The organism is Pseudoalteromonas apostichopi (assembly GCF_030297135.1).
GTDB classification, from domain to species: domain Bacteria; phylum Pseudomonadota; class Gammaproteobacteria; order Enterobacterales; family Alteromonadaceae; genus Pseudoalteromonas; species Pseudoalteromonas apostichopi.
Window position 1 is genome coordinate 316,959 of the sequence record NZ_AP028066.1, and the last position, 25,472, is coordinate 342,430.

Below are 25,472 nucleotides of genomic sequence, written 5' to 3' on the forward strand. Positions count from 1 at the left end.
ATGTTTTCAGAATCTCCTATTAAACGAAGAAAATCGACCCGTATTAACGTAGGTAATGTGCCAATTGGTGATGGTGCCCCCATTGCCGTTCAATCGATGACGAACACTAATACTTTAGACATAGATGCTACAGTTGCACAAATTCAAGCTATTCAAGATGCTGGTGCTGACATTGTGCGTGTTTCAGTGCCGACTATGGAAGCAGCTGAAGCATTTAAAAGCATTAAAGAACAAGTCACTATTCCGCTGGTAACTGATATTCACTTTGACTACCGTATTGCGTTAAAAGTAGCTCAATACGGGGCTGATTGCTTACGCATTAACCCTGGTAATATTGGTAGCGAAGAACGTATTCGTGCCGTTGTAGACTCAGCAAGAGAGCACAACATTCCTATTCGTATTGGTGTTAATGGTGGTTCATTAGAGCGAGATTTACAGGAAAAATATGGTGAGCCAACACCTGAGGCACTCCTTGAATCAGCTATGCGCCACGTTGAGATCTTACAACGTTTAGACTTTGATCAATTTAAAGTATCTGTTAAAGCGTCAGATGTATTTTTAGCAGTAGGTGCATATCGATTACTTGCGAAAGAAATCGACCAGCCACTGCATTTAGGTATTACCGAAGCAGGTGGTATGCGCTCAGGTTCTGTCAAATCAGCTGTTGGCTTAGGTATGCTACTTGCCGAAGGCATTGGTGATACGTTACGTGTGTCACTTGCTGCTGACCCAGTACAAGAGATTAAAGTTGGCTTTGATATTTTAAAATCATTACGCATTCGCTCACGCGGTATTAACTTTATTGCATGTCCCAGTTGCTCACGCCAAGAGTTCGATGTAGTTAGCACCATGAACCAATTAGAAGAGCGCCTAGAAGACGTGGTTGAACCTATGTCAGTGTCTGTTATTGGGTGTGTAGTAAATGGCCCTGGCGAAGCTCTTGTCAGCGATATCGGCCTTGCTGGTGCAAATCGCCGCTCAGGCTTATATATCAACGGTGAACGTCAAAAAGCACGTATTGATAACGATAATATAGTCGAACAACTTGAAGGCTATGTACGTGACTTTATCGCTAAGAAAGAGAAAGAAACGCCAATCGATATCAAAATCGTTGAATAATTCGAATTATAGTCGGTAAACCCTTGGGTTTGCCGTTTACCTTTACCGCTTAGACGTTATAATAGCGGGTCAATTTTTAGTTTTTCTTGATGCGTGTTTTTTCAACGCAAGTACAGTATTTAGGATTTATCAGTGGCAAAACAAATTCAGGCAGTTCGTGGTATGAACGATTGTCTGCCAGGCGATACGCAAATTTGGCAGAAAGTAGAAGACATTTTACGTGAAACAGTTTCATCGTTTGGTTATCAAGAAATTCGTTTTCCAATTGTTGAATCTACCGACCTTTTCAAACGCTCTATCGGTGAAGTAACTGATATTGTAGAAAAAGAAATGTACACCTTTGCAGACCGAAATGGCGATAACTTAACGCTTCGCCCTGAAGGTACTGCGGTATGTGTTCGTGCTGGTAATCAAAACGGTTTACTGTATAACCAAGAACAACGTTTATGGTATATGGGTCCAATGTTCCGTCACGAGCGCCCGCAAAAAGGCCGTTACCGTCAATTCCACCAATTTGGCTTAGAAACATTCGGCATTGCCACTGCTGATATTGATGCAGAAGTAATTTTGCTGACAGCCCAATTATGGAAAGAGTTTGGTATCAGCGAACACGTTCGTCTTGAACTTAACTCTCTGGGCTCAAATGAAGCCCGTGCTGATTACCGAGATGCGCTTGTTGCTTACTTAGAGCAACATGTTGATGTACTCGACGAGGACTCTAAGCGTCGTATGCATTCAAACCCTTTACGTGTTTTAGATAGCAAAAACCCTGATGTACAAGCCATTTTAACTGATGCACCAAAATTATCTGAACACTTAGATGCTGAATCAAAAGAACATTTTGAAAATTTATGTGAACGTTTAGACGCTGCGGGCGTCGAATACACGGTAAATGAAAAGCTTGTACGTGGTCTTGACTATTACAACCGTACCGTTTTTGAGTGGGTAACCGATAGCCTTGGCGCCCAAGGAACCGTTTGTGCCGGTGGTCGATACGATGGTCTAGTTGAACAACTAGGCGGTAAAGCAACACCTGCGGTTGGTTTTGCAATGGGCCTTGAACGTTTAGTGTTATTACTTCAAGCACTCGAATGTGTAGGTGACATCCGCCGTAGTGCTGATGTATATTTGGCAGCCATGGGCGATAAAGCCAGTATTCAAGCGCCAATTATTGCCGCTCAATTACGTAAAGATGTTGCAGGTTTACGTGTAATGGTTCACGCAGGCGGCGGCAACTTTAAAAAACAATTAAAACGCGCAGATAAAAGCGATGCTCTCGTAGCTGTTATTATCGGCGAAGATGAATTAGAACAAGGCGTTGTGACTATTAAGTATTTACGTGAGCGTAAAGAACAAGTCACCTTAAAACTAGAAGAAGCGAAAACGCTACTAGCTGAACTTATTTAAGCTCAGCTAGCAACAGAGGTAAGCATGGAAATTTATTCAACAGAAGAACAACAAGAAGAAGCGATCAAACGCTTTTTCCGTGAAAATGGTTTAGCACTTGCAATTGGTATTGTTGCAGGTTTAGGTGGTTTATATGGTTGGAAAGCTTATAACCAAAACCAAATCACCACAGCTGAGAAAGCATCTGACTCTTTCACACAACTTGTTGAGAGCGGTGCCGTGCTAGAAAAAGCGGATACGTTTATTAAAAACAACAGCGAGTCAAGCTACAGCACGCTAACAGCATTTGTAGCGGCGAAAGAAGCGGTTGATAAAAATGACCTTGATGCTGCAAGCGAAAAGCTTAACTGGATCATCACCAACGAGCAAAACCCTGAACTAAAAGCAACGGCTACAACTCGCCTTGCTCGTGTTCACCTTGCTCAAAAGCAATATGATCAAGCACTAACAACGCTAAATGCACAGCTTCCAGCATCATTTTCTGCTGCAGTTGCTGAACTAAAAGGCGATGTTTATGCTGCACAGGGCGACAAAGACCAAGCACGTAGCCAATACCAAGCTGCTGCTGATAATGGCGGCCTTGAAAACAATCCGTTATTACAAATTAAACTTGATGACTTAGCACAAACTAGCCCAGCGGCGTAAGGGGTTAAGATGAAGAAGTTAACAGCGGCAACACTTGCTCTGTGTATCGCAACCCTTACTGGGTGTTCGTCAAGTGATGACGAAGATGAGCTGGTACTGCCTGAAATTGTTAATCAATTTGAGACAGAAGTGGTTTGGCAAGAATCAATTGGTGATGGTGTTCAGCATTATTTCTCGCGCTTAACGCCGGCTATTCATAACGATGTTGTGTATGTAGCAAACCGCGAAGGTGAAGTTGAAGCCCTATCGCTTGAAAATGGCGATACGCTCTGGGAAACCGATGTGCGTGAAAACCCTGCCTTCTGGCCTTGGGAAACCACAGAAAGTGCCAAGTTATCGGGTGGTATTTTACAAGCTTACGGCAAAATTTTTGTTGGTTCTGAGCATGGCTATTTAACCGCGCTTGACCGTGAAACAGGTGAAGTAGTTTGGCGTAAAACAATGCCTGGCGAAGTACTTGCAAAACCTGCTGCCGGCGACGGCCTAATTTTTGTAAACTTAGGCTCAGGTAAATTATTAGCTGTACACCCAGATACCGGTGAAGAGCGCTGGAGCTTTGAACAAGAAGTACCACCACTAACTTTACGTGGTCAAAGCTCGCCTACAGTAGCAAATGGTGGTGTATTACTAGGTCTTGAAACTGGTAAACTAAGCGTATTAATTTCTGAAAATGGTTACTCTGCTTGGAGTGCTGAAATTGCTTCTCCAAAAGGTGCGTCTGAGTTTGAACGTTTAGTTGATGTAGATACACAAGCATTGATTAGCGGCCCATATGCTTATGCAATCGCCTATAATGGTAATTTAGCGGCCGTAGATATTCGTTCTGGTAATGTTGTTTGGAAACGTGAATACAGCAGCTACCGTGACTTATCTATGGATGGTCAATCTATTTATGTTGTTGATAGCGATGGCGTTATTTACGGCCTAGATAAAACATCAGGCATTGAGCGTTGGAGCCAACCAGCTCTACGCGGCTGGTACTTAACAGGCCCTACCGTGGCTGGTAAGTATTTAGCATTGGGTGACCAAGAAGGTAACCTTCACTGGTTAGACAAAGAAACGGGCGAGCTTGTATCGCGCGAAGATTTTGACAGCTCAGGTTTCTTCATTGAGCCAGTTGTTGCCGGTGACAAATTGATTTTATACACCCGAGATGGTGAAGTTAGCGCGGTTAAAATTCCAAACTAACTTACTAATAGTAAACGTTATTTTTCTAAGGCTTCGCTTGGCGAAGCCTTTTGTTGTTTTTTTAAGAGGTAGTTTATGCTTCCCGTGATCGCTCTTGTTGGGCGACCCAATGTGGGCAAATCCACATTATTTAACCGTTTAACACGTACTCGTGACGCCCTCGTAGCCGACTTCCCTGGCTTAACACGAGATAGAAAATATGGCCAAGCTGATTACGATGGCTATGAATTTATCGTGGTAGACACGGGTGGTATTGACGGTTCTGAGCAAGGTATCGAAACCGAAATGGCTGAACAATCGCTTCTGGCAATTGAAGAAGCGGATATCGTGCTATTTCTAGTTGATGCCCGTGCAGGTATGACTGCCGCAGACCAAGCAATTGCTAATCACCTACGTAAACAACAGAAGAAATGTTTTGTTGTGGCAAACAAAGTGGATGGTATTGATGCTGACTCATACTGTGCTGAGTTCTACCAGCTAAGCTTAGGTGACGTGCATCACATTGCTGCGGCTCACGGCCGTGGTATCACGCAACTACTCGAAACGACCTTACAGCCAGTTATTGCGGAACTTGCAGGCGAAGCTGAAGAGCTTGAAGAAAGTGATGACGAATTGGTTGATCTTTACAGCGAAGATGAAGACGCTGAAGACAATCAACAAGCCTTTGCCGACAAGCCAGTAAAACTTGCAATTATCGGCCGCCCTAACGTTGGTAAGTCAACACTTACCAACCGTATCTTAGGTGAAGAACGTGTAATCGTTTACGATATGCCGGGTACAACTCGTGACTCTATCTATATACCGATGACACGTAATGACAAAGAATACATTCTTATTGATACCGCGGGTGTTCGTAAGCGAAAGAAAGTAAGCGATGTTGTAGAAAAGTTCTCTGTGATCAAAACCCTTAAAGCAATTGAAGACGCTAACGTTGTATTACTAGTGGTTGATGCTCGCGAAGGTATTTCTGATCAAGACTTAAGCTTATTAGGTTTCGCCTTAAACGCAGGACGTTCATTGGTTGTTGCTGTTAACAAATGGGATGGCCTTGATGATTACGTTAAAGAACGTATTAAGTCAGAGCTTGACCGCCGTTTAGGTTTTATCGATTTCGCACGTTTACACTTTATCTCTGCTTTACATGGCACAGGTGTAGGTCACTTATTTGAGTCAGTAGATGAAGCGTACGAGTCAGCAACTAAGCGTATTAGCACAGCGATGCTGCGTCGTATCATGGATATGGCACAAGCCGATCACCAACCGCCACTTGTTCGCGGTCGTCGTGTGAAACTTAAATATGCACACGCAGGTGGCTATAACCCACCACGTATCGTGATCCACGGTAACCAAGTTCATGACTTACCAGATAGTTACAAACGCTACCTAATGAACTATTACCGTAAAGCATTAGGTATTATGGGCACGCCAATCAAAATTGAATTTAGAGAAGGCGACAACCCATACGCGGGCCGTACCAACAAAGTGACCTTATCGCAAAAACGTAAGATTCGTGCATTTGCGAAAGAAAACCGCAACAAGTCGTAGCTACTACAGCTAAGCTTTAAGTATTAAAAAAACCTTGTGAGTATGACTTTCAAGGTTTTTTTATTGCTAAAACTATGCTTTATTTAATAAACGAACAATAAATAGAGCAGCATAAATGGTATTTTTAAGTCAGGTTATTTACGTCGATAACGTAGAAGAAGTACTCGACTTTTACTATCAAGCATTTGGTTTAAATACCAACCATATCAGTGACGATGCCGAATACGGTGAACTTGTCACAGGGTCTGTTAAACTTGCTTTTGCGACCCACCCGCATGCGCAATCATATTTCAAGCAAGGGTATATTCGCGCCCATCCTAAGCAACCCGCCCTTGGTTTTGAGCTAAGATTCAGCTGCCATAATTTAGTCGAAAGTTATGATAAAGCCGTGCTTGCTGGTGCTGAACCATTGTGCCCACCAACTAAAAAAGATGCCCAGCATTATGCGTATGTTCGCGCTATTGAGGGCACCTTAGTGTGTTTATTAGAAGATTAGTCTTTGGTAAGGTCAGTGTGAAGTTCAAGGGTTAATTCACGTAGTAATTCTATGCGCTCTAAGCTCATGTTTGAGCGCGCCATTAACTTAGCCGTTAGTTCTTCGGCATCAACTTTAAGTTGCATGCCCTGCTCAGTTAACGAGATTACTTTTTTACGCTCATCTTCACTTGATACCTGGCGTGTTAATAAACCTTTCGTTTCTAGGCGTTTAACTATCGGTGTTAGGGTACCTGAATCGAGGTGCGTATCATTAGAAAGCTCTTTTAAACTCACTTGGTTATTATACCAAAGCGAATGCATCACAATATATTGCGGATAGGTTAAGTCATAAGCCTCGAGAATTGGCCGAAACGCTCTGATCAACGCATTTGTTGCACTGTATAAAGTGAAACACACATTGTCTGATAAGTTATTGCTCATGCTATTACCCTAAACTGAAATACAGCCCTATTATTGCCGTAATTTAGTTTGCGCGCAAATTATTTTCCTACTATCTATTGCCTTTTACTGTAAAGATCATTAAATTGATCGCAAATAGTTTGCGCACAAACATTTTGCGCAACATATTAATTAATCCCAATCTAGCAGGCTCGAGGTTTATATGGCGACAAGTCAACAAATTCATTTAGTTTCACGCCCAACGGGTGTACCAACACAGGCTAATTTTGCGCAGGTCGAAGTATCACTTCCTAATTTAAACGACGGCGAAGTGTTAATTAAAAATACCTGGATGTCAGTTGACCCCTATATGCGCCCACGCATGATCGATCGTAAATCATATATCGCGCCATTTAACTTAAACGAAGTGATGGAAGCCGGTGCTATTGGCGAAGTGATAGAATCACGCAATAACGACTTTCCTGTAGGAAGCAAAGTAAGTCATATTAGTGGCTGGCGTACCATGCACATTAGCGATGGTAGCGACTTAACGTTACTACCTAACGTGCCACTACCAGACCAACTATTTTTAAGTACTATGGGTATGACTGGGTTAACTGCATGGGCAGGTTTAACAAAGGTAATTAATCTTAAAGAAACCGATACCGTGTTTGTTTCAGCTGCATCAGGCGCTGTAGGTAGCGTTGTTTGCCAAATTGCTAAGCTAAAAGGCTGTAAAGTGATTGCTTCGGTTGGCTCTGACGAAAAAGCACACATGGTTAAAGCGTTGGGTGTTGATGCTGTAATTAACTATAAAACGGTAGCAAACCTAACAGAAGCCCTTGAACAAGCGGCACCACAAGGCATTGATGTGTACTTTGAAAACGTAGGTGGTGATCACCTTGAAGCTGCACTCAATGTAATGAACGATTACGGCCGTATTCCTGTTTGTGGCATGATCTCAGGTTACAACAATGACACCGCACAGCCAGGGCCAAGCAACCTGTTTTATATCAACTCGAAAAAGCTCACCATGCAAGGCTTTATCGTGATTGATTACTTTGATCAGTTCCCTGAGTTTATTGAACAAATGGGCGCATGGATCAGCGCAGGTAAAATTAAATCTGAAGAAACGGTATACCATGGCATTGAAAATGCCGTTGATGCATTTCTTGGCCTGTTCGAAGGTAAAAATAAAGGAAAAATGCTGGTCAAGCTTTAACGCTTAATTACAAATAAAGCCTGTATCTTAGTTAATACAGGCTCTATTTAGGCAAGTTTAAAAAATACGATTGCCGAAACAAGCATCCCTTGCGCTTATAATCCTTCATATTCGGCCTTCCTTGGTTTTAAAATTTGCTTTCTGCAGTCAACCATATCCCAACAATCTGTTTCAGGTACGCCGTAATACCACGCTTTAAAAATAGGTTGATACTTTTCAATCACACGTTGTTGCATGCGTTTTGAAAAATGGGGTAAGTAAACCGTTTTAGTCAACGTGATATGCCTTGCAATCATCTGTCCTAAATTAAAACGCGCTTGGCGATACCTAATATCTGCTTTTTTAAACTCTCTGCTATCTGGTGCGAATTTTTGCATATCTTGTTTATAACCAGTCGCCCAGCCAGCTACTTTATTCATTTGTTCAGCAAACGGCTTAACGGTAAACGTAACATAAATGGGGTCATCAGCATCGGTAGGCGCAAAACCTCGAGTAAAGACGTTGTAGTGATAATTAGGATGAGTAACTTTAAAAAGAATTGTTGCGTAGGCATTAGCTTGCAATAGGTCTAACCGCTCTCGCGGGAAGGTAATTGGCTCATTAGCATAGCTCGTTTTTAGATATCTATAACCGGAGTCTATGCCACAGCTACTATGACCACACGACTCTGTGTACACAGACTCTATTAAAAAAGGAAACTCCGGCACTGAGCCATCTTCGGTTTCAATCGTCACAACGATGGGCCCGCGATAACCATGCGCTTCATCAAATAAAAAATCACAACCTGTGGTAAAAAAACAGGCCAGTAATACACAATAAAATTGCAGCACCACCTTGCGCTTATAATCCTTCATATTCAGCTTCCCTTGGTTTTAAAATATGCTCCTGACAAGTCATCTTATTCCAACAATCTGTTTCAGGTACGCCGTAATACCACGCTTTAAAAATAAGTTGATATTTTTCAATCACACGTTGTTGCATGCTTTCTGAAAAATGAGGCAAGTAAACCGTTTTAGTCAACGTGATATGCCTTGCAATCATCTGTCCTAAATTAAAACGCTCTTGGCGATACATCATGTCTGCTTCTTTAAATTCTCTGCTATCTGGTGCGAATTTTTGCATATCTTGTTTAGGGCCTTCCGCCCAGCCGGCTACTTTATTCATTTGTTCAGCAAACGGCTTAACGGTAAACGTAACATAAATGGGGTCATCAGCATCGGTAGGCGCAAAACCTCGAGTAAAGACGTTGTAGTGATAATTAGGATGAGTAACTTTAAAAAGAATTGTTGCGTAGGCATTAGCTTGCAATAAGTCTAACCGCTCCCGCGGAAAGGTGATTGGCTCATTGGCATAGCTCGTTTTTAGATATCTATAACCGGAGTCTATGCCACAGCTACTATGACCACACGACTCTGTGTACACAGACTCTATTAAAAAAGGAAACTCCGGCACTGAGCCATCTTCGGTTTCAATCGTCACAACGATGGGCCCGCGATAACCATGGGCCTTATCGAGTACTGTAGTGCAACTTGTTGTAAACAAACAGGCCAGTAATACACAATAAAATTGCATCACCACTTTACGCTTATAATCCTTCATATTCAGCCTTCCTTGGTTTTAAAATTTGCTTCCTGCAGTCAACCATATCCCAACAATCTGTTTCAGGTACGCCGTAATACCACGCTTTAAAAATCGGTTGATATTTTTCAATCACACGTTGTTGCATGCGTTTTGAAAAATGGGGCAAGTAAAAAGTTTTGATCACCGTGATATGCCTTGCAATCATCTGTCCTAAATTAAAACGCGCTTGGCGATACCTAATATCTGCTTTTTTAAACTCTCTGCTATCTGGTGCGAATTTTTGCATATCTTGTTTATAACCAGTCGCCCAGCCAGCTACTTTATTCATTTGTTCAGCAAACGGCTTAACAGTAAACGTAACATAAATGGGGTCATCAGCATCGGTAGGCGCAAAACCTCGTGGAAATCCGCCTTGGTGATAATTAGGATGGGTCACAGTAAACTCAATCGATGCATAGGCATTAGGTTGTAATAAATCTAACCGCTCCCGCGGGAAGGTAATTGGCTCATTCGCATAGGCTGCTTTAAAATATTTATAACCAAATTCAATACCGCAACTGCTATGACCACACGACTCTGAATAGCCCGACTCTATTAAAAAAGGGAATTCTGGCACTGAGCCATCTTCTGTTTTAATCGTCACAACGATGGGCCCACGATAACCATGCGCTTCATCAAATAAAAAATCACAACCTGTGGTAAAAAAACAGGCCAGTAACACGCTCATAAACACCACTAATTTTTTCACACTATTGACCTTGTATTTTAATAATTATTTAGCGCTAATAATGGGGTTGTCGGCACTGCCACTAATTTGGTAGCCATAAATATCGGCAAGCTGCGCAAGCTCAGGCGACAAGGCAAGGCCGTTGTCTGTATCAAACAATAGCCCTAACGTTTTTAATAAGTCAGCTTTATTATTTTTTAAAATTACAATGGGTATATTGTCGAATTCAGTAATGTTCGGGTTAGGTGATACGCGGTCGTTATTTGGGCTCAACTCAGCCGAGTTTAGTTGCGAAAGCAAACTTAGAATTAGACTAGACTCATGATAAGACTGAGAGTTTAGCTGTTTTATCTTAGGCTCTTTTTGCTCAATATCATTTAACATAACTACTAGCGATGTATAAATAAACAAAGTAGCGAATATCAGAATAAAATATAAAACAACCCTGTTATGACTTATATTCACAGCAATTCCTTTTGTAAAATCCACTTAAAACTTTAACAACCTTACACCAGCAATAAAAACCGTCAAAAAAATCATTAAAAAACAAACAAAAGAACCGAAATAAAAATAAAGAACCAGTAATTTTTAACGATTTAAGGCAAGATAAAAAGCTCACCATGCAAGGGTTTATCGTGATTGATTATTTTTCTCAATTCTCTGAATTTGTAGAGCGAATGGATCAGCGAAGGCAAGATTAAATCTGAAGAAACGATATACCACGGTATCGAGAACGCTGTTGATGCATTTCTTGGCCTGTTCGAAGGTAAAAATAAAGGAAAAATGCTGGTTAAGCTTTAACGCTTAACCAGTTGATAGAGCCTGTGCCTGAATTGGTACAGGCTTTTTATTATCAGTCATTCAAAATCGATAAATACGCAAGTTCTGCTAGTTTTTCTAATGATGACGTTGCTTTAGGCTCAGGCTTTTCAGCATGTACTGAGTAACGCCTTTTAGGAATTTTAACTTGAATAAAACCATGATTATTGGCCATATCAATACGCAGCATTTCACGTTCTTTTGGCGTTAAATGATTTTCATGGATCTTTTCAAGCTCGCCATGATCAAGCCAAATAGCCGCACAGTTTGGACATTCGTCTATTTCAACCACTTTTAAAGGCGTGAAAAAGCGTCGCATCATCACCACGTCAGGGCAATTCGGGCAATTAACTCGCTTTTCTAAATCAACCTGTTCTATTGGCAAGGTTTGTAAATGAGCCACCAGCACTTGCGCTGGCTTTAAACTCGGATCGCTAAAGTGAAATATTTGTCGGTTATCAAAAAATACGCCACCGCTTTTTGATAAATACACGTTAACATCACCAATGCTCACAGCTTCAAGGGCTGTTTTAGTACGCGGGCAGAACATAGTACATCCTTGTTTTACAATTAATTTAGCGCTTTTGTTATTAACGGCTTAAGCGGCTCAGGTAAGCTGATGTTACCAGCTAACACAAAATCATGTGCTTCGTTTGACATTTTTTGCCAGGTTTTACGAATAATACCCAACCATTTTTGCTCATCGTAATCAGGCTTACTACTTGCAAAATCCAGCATGTAATGTTCTATAAACACGAGACTTGCGATATCCTCAATCAGTTGGCTATCTGGGTTTCGTTTTATATTCTTTTTCGCTACTGCTGCGTATACACGCTCGCATTCTTCCGGTGAGTAACCCGCCTTTTTCATAAGGGCTGTTACACGCTCTGCATGAAAGTCATATAAAGCAGTGCGCCATTGGTAATAACCTTGCTTACCCATAGGGAAGTCGCTGCGAGGAGAACGCCAACGCTCAATATGTTGACCTCGTGCGGCAATATGCATCAACTCATCGGCTTGGGGGTTGAAACGGTTTAGCATATCGGTCATACGCATCGCATAGAGTGACTCTTTTGCTAGCGCTTGTTCGTCTTGTGTAACACGATTTGGATCTGCAGCATTCGCTACATCTATAGCTTTAATAACGGCTTGGTACATAGCATTTATCTTAATATTGTTTGCAATCTATTGTATTTAGGTACAATTATTTTTCTAACATGCTAAAAATTCATCTTTAATTCCTAACACTTAGCTAGACAACCAGATAACCCTAAACTAGTATTTTTAAAGGTAAGTTTAATACTTAAATATCTACTTCATATAGAGATACTATTGCGCAATATTATATATTTTTCACCGTTATTTACTTCTTTTTTTCTTAGTTTCTGTTTGTTTTCGGTTATCACGTTTAAAGTGTTTTACGATAGACAAGAAATGCATGAAATAGAGAAAATTACAGCACTTAACAGTTACAGTCGCAACCTTGAAAAAGCACTCAATAGCGCATTCCTCGGCCCCTACCTTGTTCGTGCGGCAATGCGTGACTTTGCATACACTGAAACTGAATTCGAAACCCTAGCTACAGAGATATTAACTCATAGTGACGGCAGTCAAACCATCCAACTAGCACCAAAGGGTGTAATTCAATATACCTATCCACTTAATAGTCACGAGACTGTAATTGGTGTCGATTTATTCAAAATACAAAGTATTCAAGACTCATTACAAAGAGCCATTAATACTAAAAAAATGCAAATCGATGGGCCAAAAGAGTTGGCTCAAGGTGGCCAAGGCTTAGTAGCAAGATTACCAATTTTTGATCAAAATGAGTTTTGGGGGTTTGCAATCGTGGTGCTGCGCTTTCCAGAGTTTATCGCAAATTTACCACCTGACTCGACTTCTCATCCTCACTTGTATGAAGTTTGGCAAAAAACAGCTGATAGTTACACCCCTCTTTTAAATAATCACCTTTTTCAACAAAACGATTGGACAACCTACAACCTCGATGTTGAAAATCAACAATGGGTTGTCGGCATTAAAGACGAGTTTGCTTATCGCACGCATGTTGAATTTTTAGTGTTATTACTCATTGCTCTGCTATTTTCATCGGTTAGTAGCTATTTAATTACCATTACTTACCGGTTACGAGAACATGAACAAAACCTAGAAAAGTTAGTACAAAAACAAACTTTAGAGCTCTCAGAGCAAGCGCTTGAGCTTAAACAAGCTCAATCACTTAGTGGTGTGGGTAGTTGGCACTTATCGCCTAATAAAAGCATTAGACAGTTATCAACACAAGCTGTGGCATTATTTCAAGAAGAAACCAAAGAACAATCAATTGATAATGTCTGTAAAAAAATCGATAGCTTTTATAAAAACACATTTTTAAATTTTATTCATACTAAGCCAAGCAGTCCGACCGAAATTGAGTACACAATTAAACTTAATGGTGAAAAACGCTGGTTTCATGAACACGCTGAATGGAACCCAAAAACCAACACCTTAGTTGGTACGATTGAAGACATAAGTGCAGAAAAACAACGTCAGCACGAACTATACCAGCAAGCACACTTTGACCCTGTCACTGGACTTGCTAACCGCCGTTACAGTGAAAAGTATATAGCAAGCATATGCCCAGAAAATCATTACTCTAGTGGCCTTACTTTATTGTGCGCCGAGATCAAAGGCTATCGTCAATTAGAAGATATTTACGGTCAAGATTACTTAAATGAACTACAGACAACGATAGCTAACCGGCTAATTGCATTTTCTGACTTGCTCCAAGCGTTTTGCGCGCATATAAAACCCGGCTGTTTTTTAATATTGCTAAAAGAGGCCATTTTTGACGACAAGCTCGCTGCCCTATTAGATAAATTTCAGCATCAGGTCGGAGGCATTATTGAAACCGCTGGCAGCGCTCATTTTTACCATTTATACATTGGCGTGGGCTATCCGCATTTACAAAACATCGATGCGGCTGAGCAAATAAATACTGCACTTATTGCGATGAATGAATGCCCCCGCACGCAAAAGCCATTCACAGTCTACAGCCAATCGCTCAAAGATAAGCTCATTGCACAAAGTAATCTTGAAAGTGATTTACGTCATGCCCTTGCGGCCAACGAACAGCTAAGCATGGTGTATCAACCGATTGTAAACACCTTAGATGGCACACTAATTGGCTGTGAAGCGCTTGTACGTTGGCATCACCCTGTTAGAGGCTTTGTGTCACCTATGGAGTTTATTGCCATTGCTGAGCAATCAGAGCTCATTAATTTATTGTCTCGCTGGATTGTTGCTAAAGTTGCTAAAGACTGCCATCGCATGGTTAATAACGACATTCATATTAAAGTGTCGATAAACCTGTCGCGTAAACAGTTTTCTGACGTGCACTTAGTTAAACGACTAAGTAAAGAAAAAGCCAAACTATTTCCTGCAAATCAAAAAATAAACCTTGAGATCACCGAATCAGCCCTATTTCAAAATACCCAGTACGCGATAAACCTAATGCATGAGCTTAAATTAGCGGGTTTTAATTTATCTCTCGATGACTTTGGAACGGGTTATTCATCACTGTCATCGATTCAGCAGTTTCCGCTGGATAACGTTAAGATTGATCGGGCTTTTATCTGTAACTGCGTAGATAACCCGAAAGATGGTTTATTTTTACAAACAATGAGTGATTTAGCCCATCAACTCGATTTAACGATTACCGCTGAAGGGGTCGAAAGCTCAGAGCAGTGGCAATTAGTGAGTGATAAAGGCATTGATTATATTCAAGGTTATTTAATATCAATGCCGTTATCCATTGATGATTTTATAGCGTTTGACCCGGTTGCGTAAGATCCAAAGCCAAGCTTTGTTTTGGCTTTTCGATCATACGGGTAAGCTCTTTTTCGTCATCAAGGACAATAATGGTTGGTGTATACATTAAGTCATACTGTTTTGCTAACCCTGCAGGGTCTAGCTTGTCGTAGCCAACGGCCACTAATTTAAGTGAGCCTAGTTGCACCTTTGCTGTATCAAGAAGTTTAAGAAAACGTGGCACTTCACGTTTTGAGTCATGACACCAAGTGCCTAAAAACACCAAAACTTGCTTCCCCTGCAGTGCTTTTATAGTGCTTAACTCTTCCTCGCTCGGTGTGTATTCATCGTACTCTTCACTAAATGCAGAGTAGTCTTTAAGTAAGTCATCACGACTTATCTCTCCACTGTATGGAGCGGTACCTGCAAATGTGAGAGCTGAAAATAACAGAGCGGCGATATAAATTAGTTTTTTCATTTTTTTGTTCTCAAAATATTTTTCTCACCATAACCAATTTAGCAGCAACACTCCAGTAGGCTTTGTGCTAAGAATAGTTATTTTTGCAGGTTACATTGGCATGTAAAGTAAAAACGAACTACTATATTAGATATATCTAATATAAGGTTTTATTATGCTTGCTTTAAGAACATTAATCCTCTTCACCGCGTTACTATCGCCTACTCTTTACGCCGAAACAAAATCAGCTAACCTAGAAACTCAAGCAGCTGAGCGAGCAGCTGAGTTTGCCACCACCCTTAAATCAGCATTAGCAGCTGCAATCAAACAAGGTGGGTTAGTCGAAGGGATTAATGTGTGTAAAATGCAGGCTCCAGCCATTGCCGAAAGCCTATCAACAGATGGCTGGACTGTAGCGCGTAAAAGTACTAAAAACCGTAATCCAGACAATAAACCGGATGACTGGGAAGCTGAAAAAATCGCCCAGCTACTCGATATGGTCAGAAACACTGAAAGCATCGATAATGTGACTTTCTCAACCAGTAAAGAAGGCCAATTCCGCTTTGCTAAAGCGATAAAAATCGCGCCAGTTTGCCTAAATTGTCATGGCCAAACGATAGCACCAGAGGTGAAGCAAGTGCTTAGCGAACATTACCCAAATGATTTAGCCACAGGCTATCGGCTTGGTGATTTAAGAGGGATATTCTCCATTACCAAAACGCTCGAAACGCCTGAGCCATAAAATATAAGCCTTATGCTCGCTTAGTTTGCTCTTAGCCATTAAAATACGCTTTTATAATTAACCATGGTGCCATTTATGTCTTTTCCACCTTGCCCACAATGTAACTCTGAATACGTGTATGAAGATCAAAACAATTTAGTATGCCCAGAATGCGCTCATGAGTGGGATCCTAATGCGGTTGATACTGATGATGTGATCAATGTAAAAGATGCTAATGGCACTTTATTAGCTGATGGCGACAAAGTGACCGTTGCGAAAGATTTAAAAATTAAAGGCAGCTCACAAGTGATTAAAATTGGTACCAAAGCCGTTATCCGCCGCGTGTTAGATAAAAAAGACCACGAGTTAGACTGTAAAGTTGATGGCGTAGGTGAAATGATGGTAACCGCTAAGTTTGTAAAAAAAGCCTGATAGCATCATCAAAATTGTTATATATTGCTGCGAATAATTACGCAGCAATCTCAATAAGCTAATTTTATTAATAGCCAAACTTTTCAACAACAATCCCTGTTACTTCACAATGTTCGCAGCTCAACTCCCAACCAGCAGCCCAGGTGGTTGCACTAAGATCTCCCGCGCAAAGAGGGCAAACTTCGCCAGCAAAGGTGCTAGGTGTAATCTCTTTAGCTTGCTTTGAAAACGGTCTTAAAAACCAAAGAATATTATCATCGATACTAATTGTCAGATCATGACGGAGCGTCTCACAATAAGCATTAAACACCGCTTGTTTGTACTGCTTTTCGTGCTCAGCAGATTGGCTGGCATAAACATTTAACGCATTCTCAATGTCTTTTAGCCGCTCGGGCCATACTTGTGCGTCTATGTTTGTTTTGCAATCTATCAGCTCATCAAGTGTGTAACTTGCATAGTTTGGTTCAATCATAATTGCCATCCTTGCTTTGGGTTATTAATTCTTTGGGTATAGCGTACCATTTTGCTTTATTTGCAAAAGCCATTGATCATATAAGTTGTTCGCAATACTCAGCTCTTCATCTGAAAGTGTCGGGTATTGTCTTTGCTCAAACCACGCATAACGATTATACACATCGTTATTTTGCGTGATTTCCATAATGAGTCGATTTATAGCGTAGGCTTTTGCTGCGCTATGCTCACCAACTTGTTCGCTGTAATACATGCTCGCTAAACTCATCAGCGCTTGTTCACTGCCCTGCTTCGCTGCTTGCTCTAAAAATGCGGTTTTACGCTGTTTAAAATTATCGCGATTTTTGATGAACTCGGCACGTGACAACTTATCAGGAAATTGTGACTTCATATAAAATTCGGGAGTTAGCCCAGCAAACGTTTGCTGCGCATAAGCCGAACCATTTTCTGCAGCCTCTGCCAAATAACTGTAAAAAGAACGCCGCGTTGCTAAATCTAACCCTTGGCAATACTCATATTTTTCTAAAGCACGGTTTTGCGTATCACCAGCATCGCTAAACTCATAGCTTTCGGCTAATGTTGCTTCAAGCGCCTCAGCATCTAAAGGAGCATTAAAACAATACTTAAGATTTTGTGCGATGAGGTAGTTAGCCTCCACATCACCTTGCTCAGCGCGTTGCTTTAGCTCTGTAAAATGGTCAATTAACACACCATCAAAACGCCATTTCGGTGCATTTTTGATAATAAGTTCACGGCTGTCATTAACTTCACTCCCTTGCTCAACAGATTCATCAGCTAACAAACTCGTGGCAGGTACGCTTACTTGCTCCTCAACCTGATATTGAGCTTTTGTACTATGTGCATTTATTTGTTCTGAGCTAGTTGTTATTGGAGCGGCTGTTTGAAAAGAATATTTATATACAAGCACACCTAACACCAATAATGGAGCCACTATTAAAAATGGCTTTTTTCCTCGCTTAACAGCAACGTACTCAAACATAACAACCTACTTACAACTCTTGTTTCCAAGTAAACTACAAGAAAACAAAGATTAAAGCGAAATTTTGTTAGATAAAGGGGTTTTTATTTTCAGCATCTAATTTTTGACAATCTCATTAAGGCTTAGAAATTAACTAATCGCTGGCTCTAATAAAGATAAGTAACCCAAGGTAAGCAAGCTTTCTTGCTTACCTTGGGTTTAACTAAATTTGTTTTGGCAATTTAGTCGAAATAAGGGCGGTAATAACAATAAATAACAGTGAGATAGCCAAACAGGCTGCTAAGCCATAAAGCTGAAACACTAAGCCCGACAACACAGTACCAATTAAGCGACCCATGGCATTAGCCATATAGTAAAACCCAACATCAAGTGATACGCCATCGGCATCAGCCATGCTAACAATTAAGTAGCTGTGCAAAGATGAGTTAATCGCGAAGACCACGCCGAACAACATCAGCCCGCCTATCAGCATTGGTTTTACAGCCCACTCAAAGCCAATAGCAAGGGCAATGGCTAATGTGACTAAAGCAAGCAATGATGCCCACTTTACTGTTTCTGCACTCGGTGATGTTTGCTTATTAAGCTTAATAATTTTAGGAGCAAAAGATTGCACAGCCCCATAACCAATTACCCAAGTAGCTAGAAAAGCGCCCACAGTCCAATGGTCCCAGCCAAAGGCTTGCGATAAAAACACGGGTAGTGCAACAACAAACCAAACATCACGCGCACCGAACAAGAACAACCTTGCTGCCGACAAGATATTGATTGAGTCGCTTTTTGAAAATATCTCGTTAAACTTAGGTTTGTTTTTGGCTTTGCCTAAATCATTTTTAAGTGCATATATACTAAAACACCACACCACCAGCAAAGTGGCTGCCATCGCGAGCATTGCACCTTTAAACGACATTAATGTCAGTAGTAAGCCACCTAAAAAGAAGCCCACACCTTTTAAGGCATTTTTAGAGCCCGTAAGTATCGCTACCCATTTAAACAAGGTGCCTTCTTGGCCACTGGCAACCAGCATTTTAATTGAGCTTTTAGCGCTCATTTTATTGAGATCTTTTGCAATGCCCGACAGAGCCTGCGCTAACATCACATAGGCAACGCTCAGCCATTCAGGGGGGACTGCCAACATGAACAAGGCTGCAACCTGTATGGCAAGGCCAATGTTCATGGTTTTGTTTAAGCCAAGCCTTGCGCCTAAATAGCCACCTACTAAGTTAGTAACAACACCAAAAATCTCATAAAACAAAAACAGCATGGCAATACTCAAAGGCGAGTAGCCAAGCGCATGAAAATGCAGTACCACCAACATTCTCAATGCGCCATCTGTAAGCGTAAATGCCCAGTAATTCCCAGTGACAATTAAGTACTGCTTTATATCAGCGGGAAGGTTAGCCAAACGCGTCATTCATTTTAACCTTTCAGTGATAACGCAACTTTACGGGCAAGTTCGGCGGTACGGTTTGCATAACCCCATTCGTTATCGTACCAAACATACAGCTTAACTTGTGTCTCGTTCACAACCATGGTTGATAATGCATCCACAATGCTTGAGCGTGGATCAGTTTTGTAATCAATAGAAACAAGTGGCTTTTCTTCATAGCCTAAAATGCCTTTTAGCTCACCCTCTGCGGCTTCTTGCATCCATTGGTTAATTTGCTCAGCCGTGGTCGGCTTCTCGACTTCAAACACACAGTCAGTGATTGATGCATTCGCTAAAGGCACACGAACCGCATGGCCGTTTAATTTGCCTTTAAGTTCAGGGAAAATATGTGTAATCGCCGTTGCAGAGCCAGTTGTAGTTGGGATTAAGCTCATGCCACATGCGCGAGCACGGCGTAAATCTTTATGCGGTGCATCTAAGATAGTTTGCGTATTGGTGATATCGTGAATAGTGGTCATTGAACCATGTTTGATACCAATTTTTTCTTGCAATACTTTGACTACTGGCGCTAAACAGTTGGTAGTGCATGATGCGGCAGTAACAATATTGTGTTGCTCTACATCGTATAAAACATCGTTTACACCCATCACAACGTTCAGCACACCGTCTTCTTTTACAGGCGCAGTGACAACAACTTTCTTCACACCTTGTTCAAGGTAGGCTTGCAGCAACTCGGTTTTTTTCATCACGCCAGAGGCTTCAATTACGATATCGCAACCAGACCAATCAGTATCTGCAATCGCTCTATTTTGCGTAACGTTAATTTTGTGGCCATCAATGATCACAGCATTATCGTTACTTTCAACCTCATGCGGCCAAATACCGTGTACCGAATCATATTTTAGTAAGTGAGCCAATGTCGCTGCATCTCCCGCAGGGTCATTAATTTGCACAAACTCAACGTCGTCCCATGCAAACGCTGCTCTTAGCGATAAACGGCCCATACGGCCAAAACCATTAATGCCTACTTTAATTGCCATTGTTAAGCTCCTACTTTTTGAAAATTGTCGAAAAATGAACGTTGTATAGGGTTATGCAACGATTTGGGGCGAATAGCCTGCACTTGATTAATTATGTCGTTTTTAGCATAGCCAAGCTCATGCATTAATAAACCAATAACTAAACCTGTACGGCCTGAGCCGCCTTTACAATGCACAGCCACGCTGCCACCATTTTTTATAATGGCAAGAATCTCGTCTAGGTGCTTGGTAAATGCGTGATTAAACGCCTCCTTAGGAGCGTCATCATCAACAATTGGTAACTGAAACCAGCAAAGCCCCATTTTCTCACATTCGCTTGCAAGCTTTTGTGCACCATTTTTAATAAGCTCTTCATCGTACATCAGAGTAATAATTGCTTTTGCACCTGCCGCTTTTAAATCAGCCACAGACTGTGATAAGCCAACGCCTTTTGTGCCAGGGCAAGGGGTAAAAATAAATGCCCCAGTTTCTAGCTGTAAAATATCAAATGGATGTGAGTGCATTATGATTCCCCAATTACTCTTTAAACCAATGTGTTGTTTTATTAACGATTGCAACCAACGACAACATCACAGGTACTTCGACCAACACCCCAACAACGGTTGCTAATGCTGCTCCCGAGTGCAAACCAAATAATGAAATAGCCACTGCGACAGCTAACTCAAAAAAGTTAGAAGTACCAATTAAACATGCTGGACCTGCAATATTGTGCTTAAGCTTAAGTTTTAGAGCGATAAAATAGCCGATCACAAAAATACCGTAAGTTTGCAAAACAAGCGGGATGGCAATCAGTACAATGTTCAGCGGTTGGGCTAATATGGTGTTTGCCTGAAACCCAAACAGCAAGACCACTGTGGCCAATAAGCCAACAACTGAGTACGGTTTAATTTTCTCTAAAAATGACTGCACAGCAGCTTCATTTTGTGCTGAATTATTGAGAGCTTTTCGTGTTAATACACCAGCTATTAGTGGCAACAACACATACAAAACAACCGAGATCATCAATGTGAACCAAGGCACATGAATATCAGACACCCCAAGTAATAAACCTGCGATGGGCGCAAACGCAAAAATCATGATGATGTCGTTCACAGACACTTGAACTAGTGTGTAATTTGCATCGCCTTTAGTCAGCTGTGACCATACAAACACCATAGCCGTACAAGGTGCGACACCGAGTAAAATCATCCCTGCGATATATTCTTGCGCCGTTTCAGGGCTAACGAAATCAGCAAATAACCCTTCAAAAAATAACCAACCTAATGCGGCCATTGAAAAGGGTTTGATTAGCCAATTAATGATTAAAGTGAGAATCAGCCCTTTAGGGTTTTTACCTACTTCTTTAATCGTTGAAAAGTCAACTTGCACCATCATTGGATAAATCATTACCCAAATAAATAGCGCAACAACTATGTTTACATGCGCGATTTCTATTTTGGCTATGAGTTCAAATAAAGGCGGAAATACAACGCCAAGCCCCACACCTATAGCAATTGCGCTAGCAACCCATACAGATAAATATCGTTCAAAAACACCCATTTTCAGTCCTTAATTACAGCAACGAGCAACACGAGTTGGGCGATCATCACCCATCGCATTTAGTCTTGCTAGCTCGTTTTCAATGAAATTCGGCTCGTTTACAACTGTCGAGGTAATTATTTGTTTCATCCACAAAGGCAGTGTCGGGTTTAAAGAGTAAAACACCCACTGTTGGTGTTTTCTATCCGACAAAATGCCCTGTTTTTTAAGTTGCGCTAAATGCCTTGAGACCTTTGGCTGACTATGCTCGTTAAGTGCGGTCATGAGTTCGCATACACAAACTTCTTGCTCAACCGCAATAAGTAATAAACTTTTTAGGCGAATATCATCAGCAAGCGCTTTATAAAATAAAGTTGGCGAAATTGATGTGATTTTTTCTTTGCCATGGGATTGAACGAACTGTTTGATTCGCTCATTGAGCTCTTGCAAAGTTTTTTCAAATGCGTGTGGTTCTGGGCGCGTTTTAGGGTCGACAAAATCCCATGCAAGACATTGGCTACCATTTACTCGATTGGCACACTCTTTCTCCGCTTGGTCGCACAATGTAATTACATAATCAAAATGCATGTTAGCCACATCGTTTAAGTGCTTTGAGTGTAAGTCATCTGTTTTAAGGCCAAAATGATCAATCGCAGCAAGAGTGCGAGGGTCTACCGCAAATGGTTCTGTGCCAGCACTAAACACCTCAAACTCACCTTTTCCGTGATGTTTGAGTAACGCTTCGGCCATAATTGACCGCGCTGAGTTTTCTGTACATAAAAAGAGAACTTCCATGACCACTCCATAACAATTTATTTATATAATAATTTTGTTATATTGTTAAAGCAAACCTTATCTGATCTTTTTATGATCAACTGTGACATTTTGCCGCATTGCTCAGCTCAACCAATTTATGAAATAATATTCATTGGCGTGCTGAATAAAGCCAGTAATTAAAGAGGTCTGCAATGCTAAACTGGCGAAAATTACACCGCCGTATTCATAAATGGCTTGGCCTGAGCCTTGGCTTATTGTTTTGTGTTATCGCACTATCAGGTTCGTTATTAGTATTTTACGATGAACTTGATCAAGGCTTAAACATCTCTTCGACTAAGTTGCAAAACAACGCTTCTGCTAACTTTAATAACGCACTGGATACCCTACGCAAACAATATCCTGATAAACAAGGTAGTTGGCGCTTTGAAGTTACCCCACAGGCAAAGTTAATTCCTGCTCGGTATTACAATCCTCCTGAAACAGAACATCTCGAATTTGCTCCGATGATGGTATGGCTTTCAAGTGATGGCAATTTAATTCTACGCCGCGATTATTGGGGTCAATATTTAATGACCTGGCTCTATAACCTGCATTTCACTTTACTACTAGGTCAAACTGGAACTTGGCTTTTAGGTTACGTGGGGTTAGCTATCTTATATTTGTTAGTTAGTGGCTTATTTGCATGGTGGCCTAAGCAGGGACAATGGCAAAAACAACTTAAGTTTAAAAAGCGTTCATCTCGTATTGGGATGCTTTACGATTGGCACAAATTAATAGGGTTAACTTTTTTAGCGCCATTAGTCATTTTAACAGTGACAGGGATTATGCTAGCACTCCCTAAAGAGTCAGCTGCAATTTTAACAAAAATAACAGGGCCAATAGATACTGTGGAAACTCCTGTAAACCACTATGGTGTTCTGGCAGATAACCCCCCTATTCAACCCAATGCAGCATTGAATTTAGCGCTTGAGGTTTTACCTAATTCTCAAGGAGCATGGATAGAAACACCCGCAATGAAGGGTAACCCGTTTTATTATCGAATTAGAGTGCAAACAAAAGAAGACCCATCGCAACGCTTTCCACATAGCTATGTTTATATAGACGCCAATAGTGGTGAAGTTTTAAAAGTGTTTGCTTACCAAGAGCAAGGCAACAGCAACACAGTTTTAAATTGGCTTCATCCTATACATGATGGCAGTTTTCTTAATTTAAGTGGGCGTATTACATGGTTATTCAGTGGCTTGGCTGCTTTTGCTCTATTTCTATTAGGCTCTATGAGATGGCTATCCCGCAACCAATACAAATCTAAGCCACGAGATTAAATTAGGCTCTTAGTTTGGCGCGCTTGGCAAGAATGATGGCGCGATCTGAGAGTGATTTTAAACGTAAGCAGCAAGATGTTATCAGCGAACAAAGCCTTACTGATAAGGTGTCGAGGGTTATGTTTAAAATCTTATCGCAAGAGCAAATTAGCATTGAGCATATTGCCTCAGACCTAGCACTAAGCAAACGTTCACTACAACGAAAACTAACAGCTGAGGCATTAACTAGCTTTATAAGACTATTTTGTCTGTAGGATGAGATAGTCACTCATCACTTTTTCAAGCTGGCCGTAGTCTTTTTGCTGAGTAACCGCGCCTGCTACCACTACCTGCGATGTTGGCTCATACATCACTAAAGTGCCCCAAAAGCCTCCATGTTGATAAACTAGCGTGCCGTTATATTCTTTTGCAAATATACCTAAACGATAAGGGCTATCTGCAGGTAAACCTTTATCTGAGAGCATTAGTTCAAGTGTTTCTGGGTGTTTGAAGACCTTACCTGAAAATAAAGCATGATAAAATTTAGCCATACCGATTGGGCTGGCAACAAGCCCACCGCCACCATATAAATCGACAGTTGGGCTCCAATTAAAGGTGTCGGTGCCATGCAAGTATTGATGCACGCGTCGAGACTCATCCACAGCAACCGTATCACCCTGTTCCCAGATCACATTTTCGATATGATTTTTATCGAAACTTAAGTATTGTCGAACCGCTTCAGGTAGCGGTAAATCTGTCACTCTCTCAATAATATGGCCGAGTAACACATAACCGGTATCTGAATATGAGAAACGCTCACCAGGTTTACTAACTGGGTCACCCCACTCTACACACCTTTTAATTTGCTCGCGCATCGAAATATCTTGCTGTGGATTTGCCATAATGCCAGCTAAATACTGCTCGCTTTGGGCATGATCGTATAACCCTGCCGTATGACTCAGTACTTGTTTTAGCGTCATTTTATCTAGGGCATAGCCATCGCTTTCAAGAAGCGTAAAAAAGTCGTCAGAAATTAATTTATCGATCGTTGTATCAAGTTTTAATTTACCTTCTTCATGCAAACGAAGCACCGTTGCTGCAGTGAAGGTTTTGGTCACACTGGCAATTCTAAATAAACTATTTGGGTTAATAACTTGCGGCGCATTTTCTTTACTTTGCTTTGCCGTAGAAAAAGTATGCCCATCATCAACAATCACATGAAGTGCAAAACCAGTAAGGGGTGTTTTCTTATTTGCATTGAGAATTTGCCCCATTAAAGCATGATGAGTTTCGAGAGGCTTTGTAGGCTCTGCAGCCACAGGCAAAGTCATCAATGATAGAGCAACGAATAATGAGCTTAGCGTTTTTTTACTTGTTTGAGAGCACCGACGATCCATAGCATATTCCTTAAAAAAGAGTCCTTAAATAGCGCCTA

The 25,472-nt window shown here is 41.1% G+C and carries 28 protein-coding genes; 12 read left to right on the plus strand and 16 right to left on the minus strand.

Going from position 1 to position 25,472, the window contains the following annotated elements:
- From ispG to QUE86_RS17485, 6 genes are all read left to right on the plus strand, one after another.
- Entirely contained in the window at positions 1–1,119 is a 1,119-nt protein-coding gene (ispG, locus tag QUE86_RS17460) for a flavodoxin-dependent (E)-4-hydroxy-3-methylbut-2-enyl-diphosphate synthase (protein WP_167657411.1), read from the plus strand.
- A 132-nt stretch (positions 1,120–1,251) separates the two neighbouring features.
- Complete coding sequence (gene hisS, locus QUE86_RS17465; protein WP_130052883.1) at positions 1,252–2,526, plus strand: histidine--tRNA ligase; 1,275 nt, start codon at positions 1,252–1,254, stop codon at positions 2,524–2,526.
- A gap of 24 nt (positions 2,527–2,550) precedes the next feature.
- Positions 2,551–3,171, plus strand: coding sequence for a YfgM family protein (locus QUE86_RS17470; RefSeq protein ID WP_250662331.1), 621 nt, complete (start codon positions 2,551–2,553; stop codon positions 3,169–3,171).
- 9 nt (positions 3,172–3,180) lie between these two features.
- Positions 3,181–4,359: an outer membrane protein assembly factor BamB gene (gene bamB / locus QUE86_RS17475; RefSeq protein WP_167657410.1), complete on the plus strand. Its 1,179-nt coding sequence runs from the start codon at positions 3,181–3,183 to the stop codon at positions 4,357–4,359.
- A gap of 75 nt (positions 4,360–4,434) precedes the next feature.
- On the plus strand, positions 4,435–5,904 hold the full coding sequence (gene der / locus QUE86_RS17480) for a ribosome biogenesis GTPase Der (RefSeq protein WP_167657409.1): 1,470 nt from the start codon (positions 4,435–4,437) through the stop codon (positions 5,902–5,904).
- Between the two features lie 115 nt (positions 5,905–6,019).
- Entirely contained in the window at positions 6,020–6,400 is a 381-nt protein-coding gene (locus QUE86_RS17485; protein WP_055022061.1) for a VOC family protein, read from the plus strand.
- On the opposite strand, the gene QUE86_RS17490 is transcribed toward QUE86_RS17485, so the two are convergent.
- On the minus strand, positions 6,397–6,822 hold the full coding sequence (locus QUE86_RS17490) for a MarR family winged helix-turn-helix transcriptional regulator (protein ID WP_130052887.1): 426 nt from the start codon (positions 6,820–6,822) through the stop codon (positions 6,397–6,399). The two genes, QUE86_RS17485 and QUE86_RS17490, sit on opposite strands and share 4 nt — an antisense overlap.
- A gap of 181 nt (positions 6,823–7,003) precedes the next feature.
- Here QUE86_RS17490 and QUE86_RS17495 point away from each other — a divergent pair, with 181 nt between their 5' ends.
- Positions 7,004–8,002, plus strand: coding sequence for an NADP-dependent oxidoreductase (locus QUE86_RS17495; protein ID WP_286260763.1), 999 nt, complete (start codon positions 7,004–7,006; stop codon positions 8,000–8,002).
- 95 nt (positions 8,003–8,097) lie between these two features.
- On the opposite strand, the gene QUE86_RS17500 is transcribed toward QUE86_RS17495, so the two are convergent.
- The 6 genes from QUE86_RS17500 to QUE86_RS17525 form a co-directional block, all read right to left on the minus strand.
- Positions 8,098–8,856: a hypothetical protein gene (locus QUE86_RS17500; RefSeq protein WP_286260764.1), complete on the minus strand. Its 759-nt coding sequence runs from the start codon at positions 8,854–8,856 to the stop codon at positions 8,098–8,100.
- Positions 8,843–9,601, minus strand: a complete 759-nt coding sequence (locus tag QUE86_RS17505) for a hypothetical protein (RefSeq protein WP_286260765.1) — start codon at positions 9,599–9,601, stop codon at positions 8,843–8,845. The genes QUE86_RS17500 and QUE86_RS17505 overlap by 14 nt, the downstream gene beginning before the upstream one ends.
- Complete coding sequence (locus QUE86_RS17510; RefSeq protein ID WP_286260766.1) at positions 9,588–10,331, minus strand: hypothetical protein; 744 nt, start codon at positions 10,329–10,331, stop codon at positions 9,588–9,590. Before QUE86_RS17510 ends, QUE86_RS17505 begins: the two co-directional genes overlap by 14 nt.
- A gap of 24 nt (positions 10,332–10,355) precedes the next feature.
- Positions 10,356–10,694: a hypothetical protein gene (locus QUE86_RS17515; RefSeq protein WP_286260767.1), complete on the minus strand. Its 339-nt coding sequence runs from the start codon at positions 10,692–10,694 to the stop codon at positions 10,356–10,358.
- A 469-nt stretch (positions 10,695–11,163) separates the two neighbouring features.
- Positions 11,164–11,679 (minus strand): TFIIB-type zinc ribbon-containing protein, encoded by a 516-nt coding sequence (locus QUE86_RS17520; RefSeq protein WP_286260768.1) that lies wholly within the window; start codon positions 11,677–11,679, stop codon positions 11,164–11,166.
- 20 nt (positions 11,680–11,699) lie between these two features.
- The gene (locus QUE86_RS17525; protein WP_130052891.1) at positions 11,700–12,287 is read right to left on the minus strand and encodes a DUF4202 domain-containing protein; all 588 of its coding nucleotides are present in this window, start codon (positions 12,285–12,287) and stop codon (positions 11,700–11,702) included.
- A 276-nt stretch (positions 12,288–12,563) separates the two neighbouring features.
- On the opposite strand from QUE86_RS17525, the gene QUE86_RS17530 reads away from it, so the two are divergent.
- On the plus strand, positions 12,564–14,972 hold the full coding sequence (locus tag QUE86_RS17530; protein ID WP_136374532.1) for a bifunctional diguanylate cyclase/phosphodiesterase: 2,409 nt from the start codon (positions 12,564–12,566) through the stop codon (positions 14,970–14,972).
- Here QUE86_RS17530 and QUE86_RS17535 read toward each other — a convergent pair.
- Positions 14,947–15,411, minus strand: a complete 465-nt coding sequence (locus QUE86_RS17535) for a TlpA family protein disulfide reductase (protein WP_286260769.1) — start codon at positions 15,409–15,411, stop codon at positions 14,947–14,949. The genes QUE86_RS17530 and QUE86_RS17535 overlap by 26 nt on opposite strands.
- Positions 15,412–15,565: 154 nt before the next feature.
- On the opposite strand from QUE86_RS17535, the gene QUE86_RS17540 reads away from it, so the two are divergent.
- Together QUE86_RS17540 and QUE86_RS17545 are read left to right on the plus strand one after the other, a co-directional pair.
- Positions 15,566–16,132, plus strand: coding sequence for a Tll0287-like domain-containing protein (locus tag QUE86_RS17540; protein WP_250662337.1), 567 nt, complete (start codon positions 15,566–15,568; stop codon positions 16,130–16,132).
- A 75-nt stretch (positions 16,133–16,207) separates the two neighbouring features.
- Positions 16,208–16,543: a zinc ribbon domain-containing protein YjdM gene (locus tag QUE86_RS17545; protein ID WP_054553514.1), complete on the plus strand. Its 336-nt coding sequence runs from the start codon at positions 16,208–16,210 to the stop codon at positions 16,541–16,543.
- A 67-nt stretch (positions 16,544–16,610) separates the two neighbouring features.
- Here QUE86_RS17545 and QUE86_RS17550 read toward each other — a convergent pair whose 3' ends face one another.
- The 7 genes from QUE86_RS17550 to QUE86_RS17580 all read right to left on the minus strand — a co-directional run bounded on the left by QUE86_RS17550 (position 16,611) and on the right by QUE86_RS17580 (position 22,754).
- Positions 16,611–17,015, minus strand: coding sequence for a hypothetical protein (locus tag QUE86_RS17550; RefSeq protein ID WP_167657403.1), 405 nt, complete (start codon positions 17,013–17,015; stop codon positions 16,611–16,613).
- 24 nt (positions 17,016–17,039) lie between these two features.
- Positions 17,040–18,014, minus strand: coding sequence for a hypothetical protein (locus tag QUE86_RS17555; RefSeq protein ID WP_286260770.1), 975 nt, complete (start codon positions 18,012–18,014; stop codon positions 17,040–17,042).
- Between the two features lie 202 nt (positions 18,015–18,216).
- Positions 18,217–19,425, minus strand: a complete 1,209-nt coding sequence (arsJ, locus tag QUE86_RS17560; protein WP_286260771.1) for an organoarsenical effux MFS transporter ArsJ — start codon at positions 19,423–19,425, stop codon at positions 18,217–18,219.
- A 5-nt stretch (positions 19,426–19,430) separates the two neighbouring features.
- Positions 19,431–20,441, minus strand: a complete 1,011-nt coding sequence (locus QUE86_RS17565) for an ArsJ-associated glyceraldehyde-3-phosphate dehydrogenase (RefSeq protein ID WP_286260772.1) — start codon at positions 20,439–20,441, stop codon at positions 19,431–19,433.
- Between the two features lie 2 nt (positions 20,442–20,443).
- Positions 20,444–20,944: a phosphatase domain-containing putative toxin gene (locus QUE86_RS17570; protein WP_130052900.1), complete on the minus strand. Its 501-nt coding sequence runs from the start codon at positions 20,942–20,944 to the stop codon at positions 20,444–20,446.
- Between the two features lie 13 nt (positions 20,945–20,957).
- Positions 20,958–21,980 carry an ACR3 family arsenite efflux transporter gene (gene arsB, locus QUE86_RS17575; RefSeq protein ID WP_130052901.1) on the minus strand — a complete coding sequence of 341 codons (1,023 nt, stop codon included), beginning with the start codon at positions 21,978–21,980 and terminating at the stop codon, positions 20,958–20,960.
- 9 nt (positions 21,981–21,989) lie between these two features.
- Positions 21,990–22,754 carry a metalloregulator ArsR/SmtB family transcription factor gene (locus QUE86_RS17580; protein WP_286260773.1) on the minus strand — a complete coding sequence of 255 codons (765 nt, stop codon included), beginning with the start codon at positions 22,752–22,754 and terminating at the stop codon, positions 21,990–21,992.
- A 173-nt stretch (positions 22,755–22,927) separates the two neighbouring features.
- Between QUE86_RS17580 and QUE86_RS17585 the strand changes: the two genes are divergently transcribed.
- Both QUE86_RS17585 and QUE86_RS17590 read left to right on the plus strand, forming a co-directional pair.
- A complete protein-coding gene (locus QUE86_RS17585) occupies positions 22,928–24,058 on the plus strand; it encodes a PepSY-associated TM helix domain-containing protein (RefSeq protein ID WP_286260774.1) in 1,131 nt (376 codons plus the stop codon).
- A gap of 32 nt (positions 24,059–24,090) precedes the next feature.
- Positions 24,091–24,312 carry a hypothetical protein gene (locus tag QUE86_RS17590; RefSeq protein ID WP_286260775.1) on the plus strand — a complete coding sequence of 74 codons (222 nt, stop codon included), beginning with the start codon at positions 24,091–24,093 and terminating at the stop codon, positions 24,310–24,312.
- On the opposite strand, the gene QUE86_RS17595 is transcribed toward QUE86_RS17590, so the two are convergent.
- On the minus strand, positions 24,298–25,434 hold the full coding sequence (locus QUE86_RS17595) for a serine hydrolase domain-containing protein (protein WP_286260776.1): 1,137 nt from the start codon (positions 25,432–25,434) through the stop codon (positions 24,298–24,300). The genes QUE86_RS17590 and QUE86_RS17595 overlap by 15 nt on opposite strands.
- Positions 25,435–25,472: the final 38 nt, after the last annotated feature.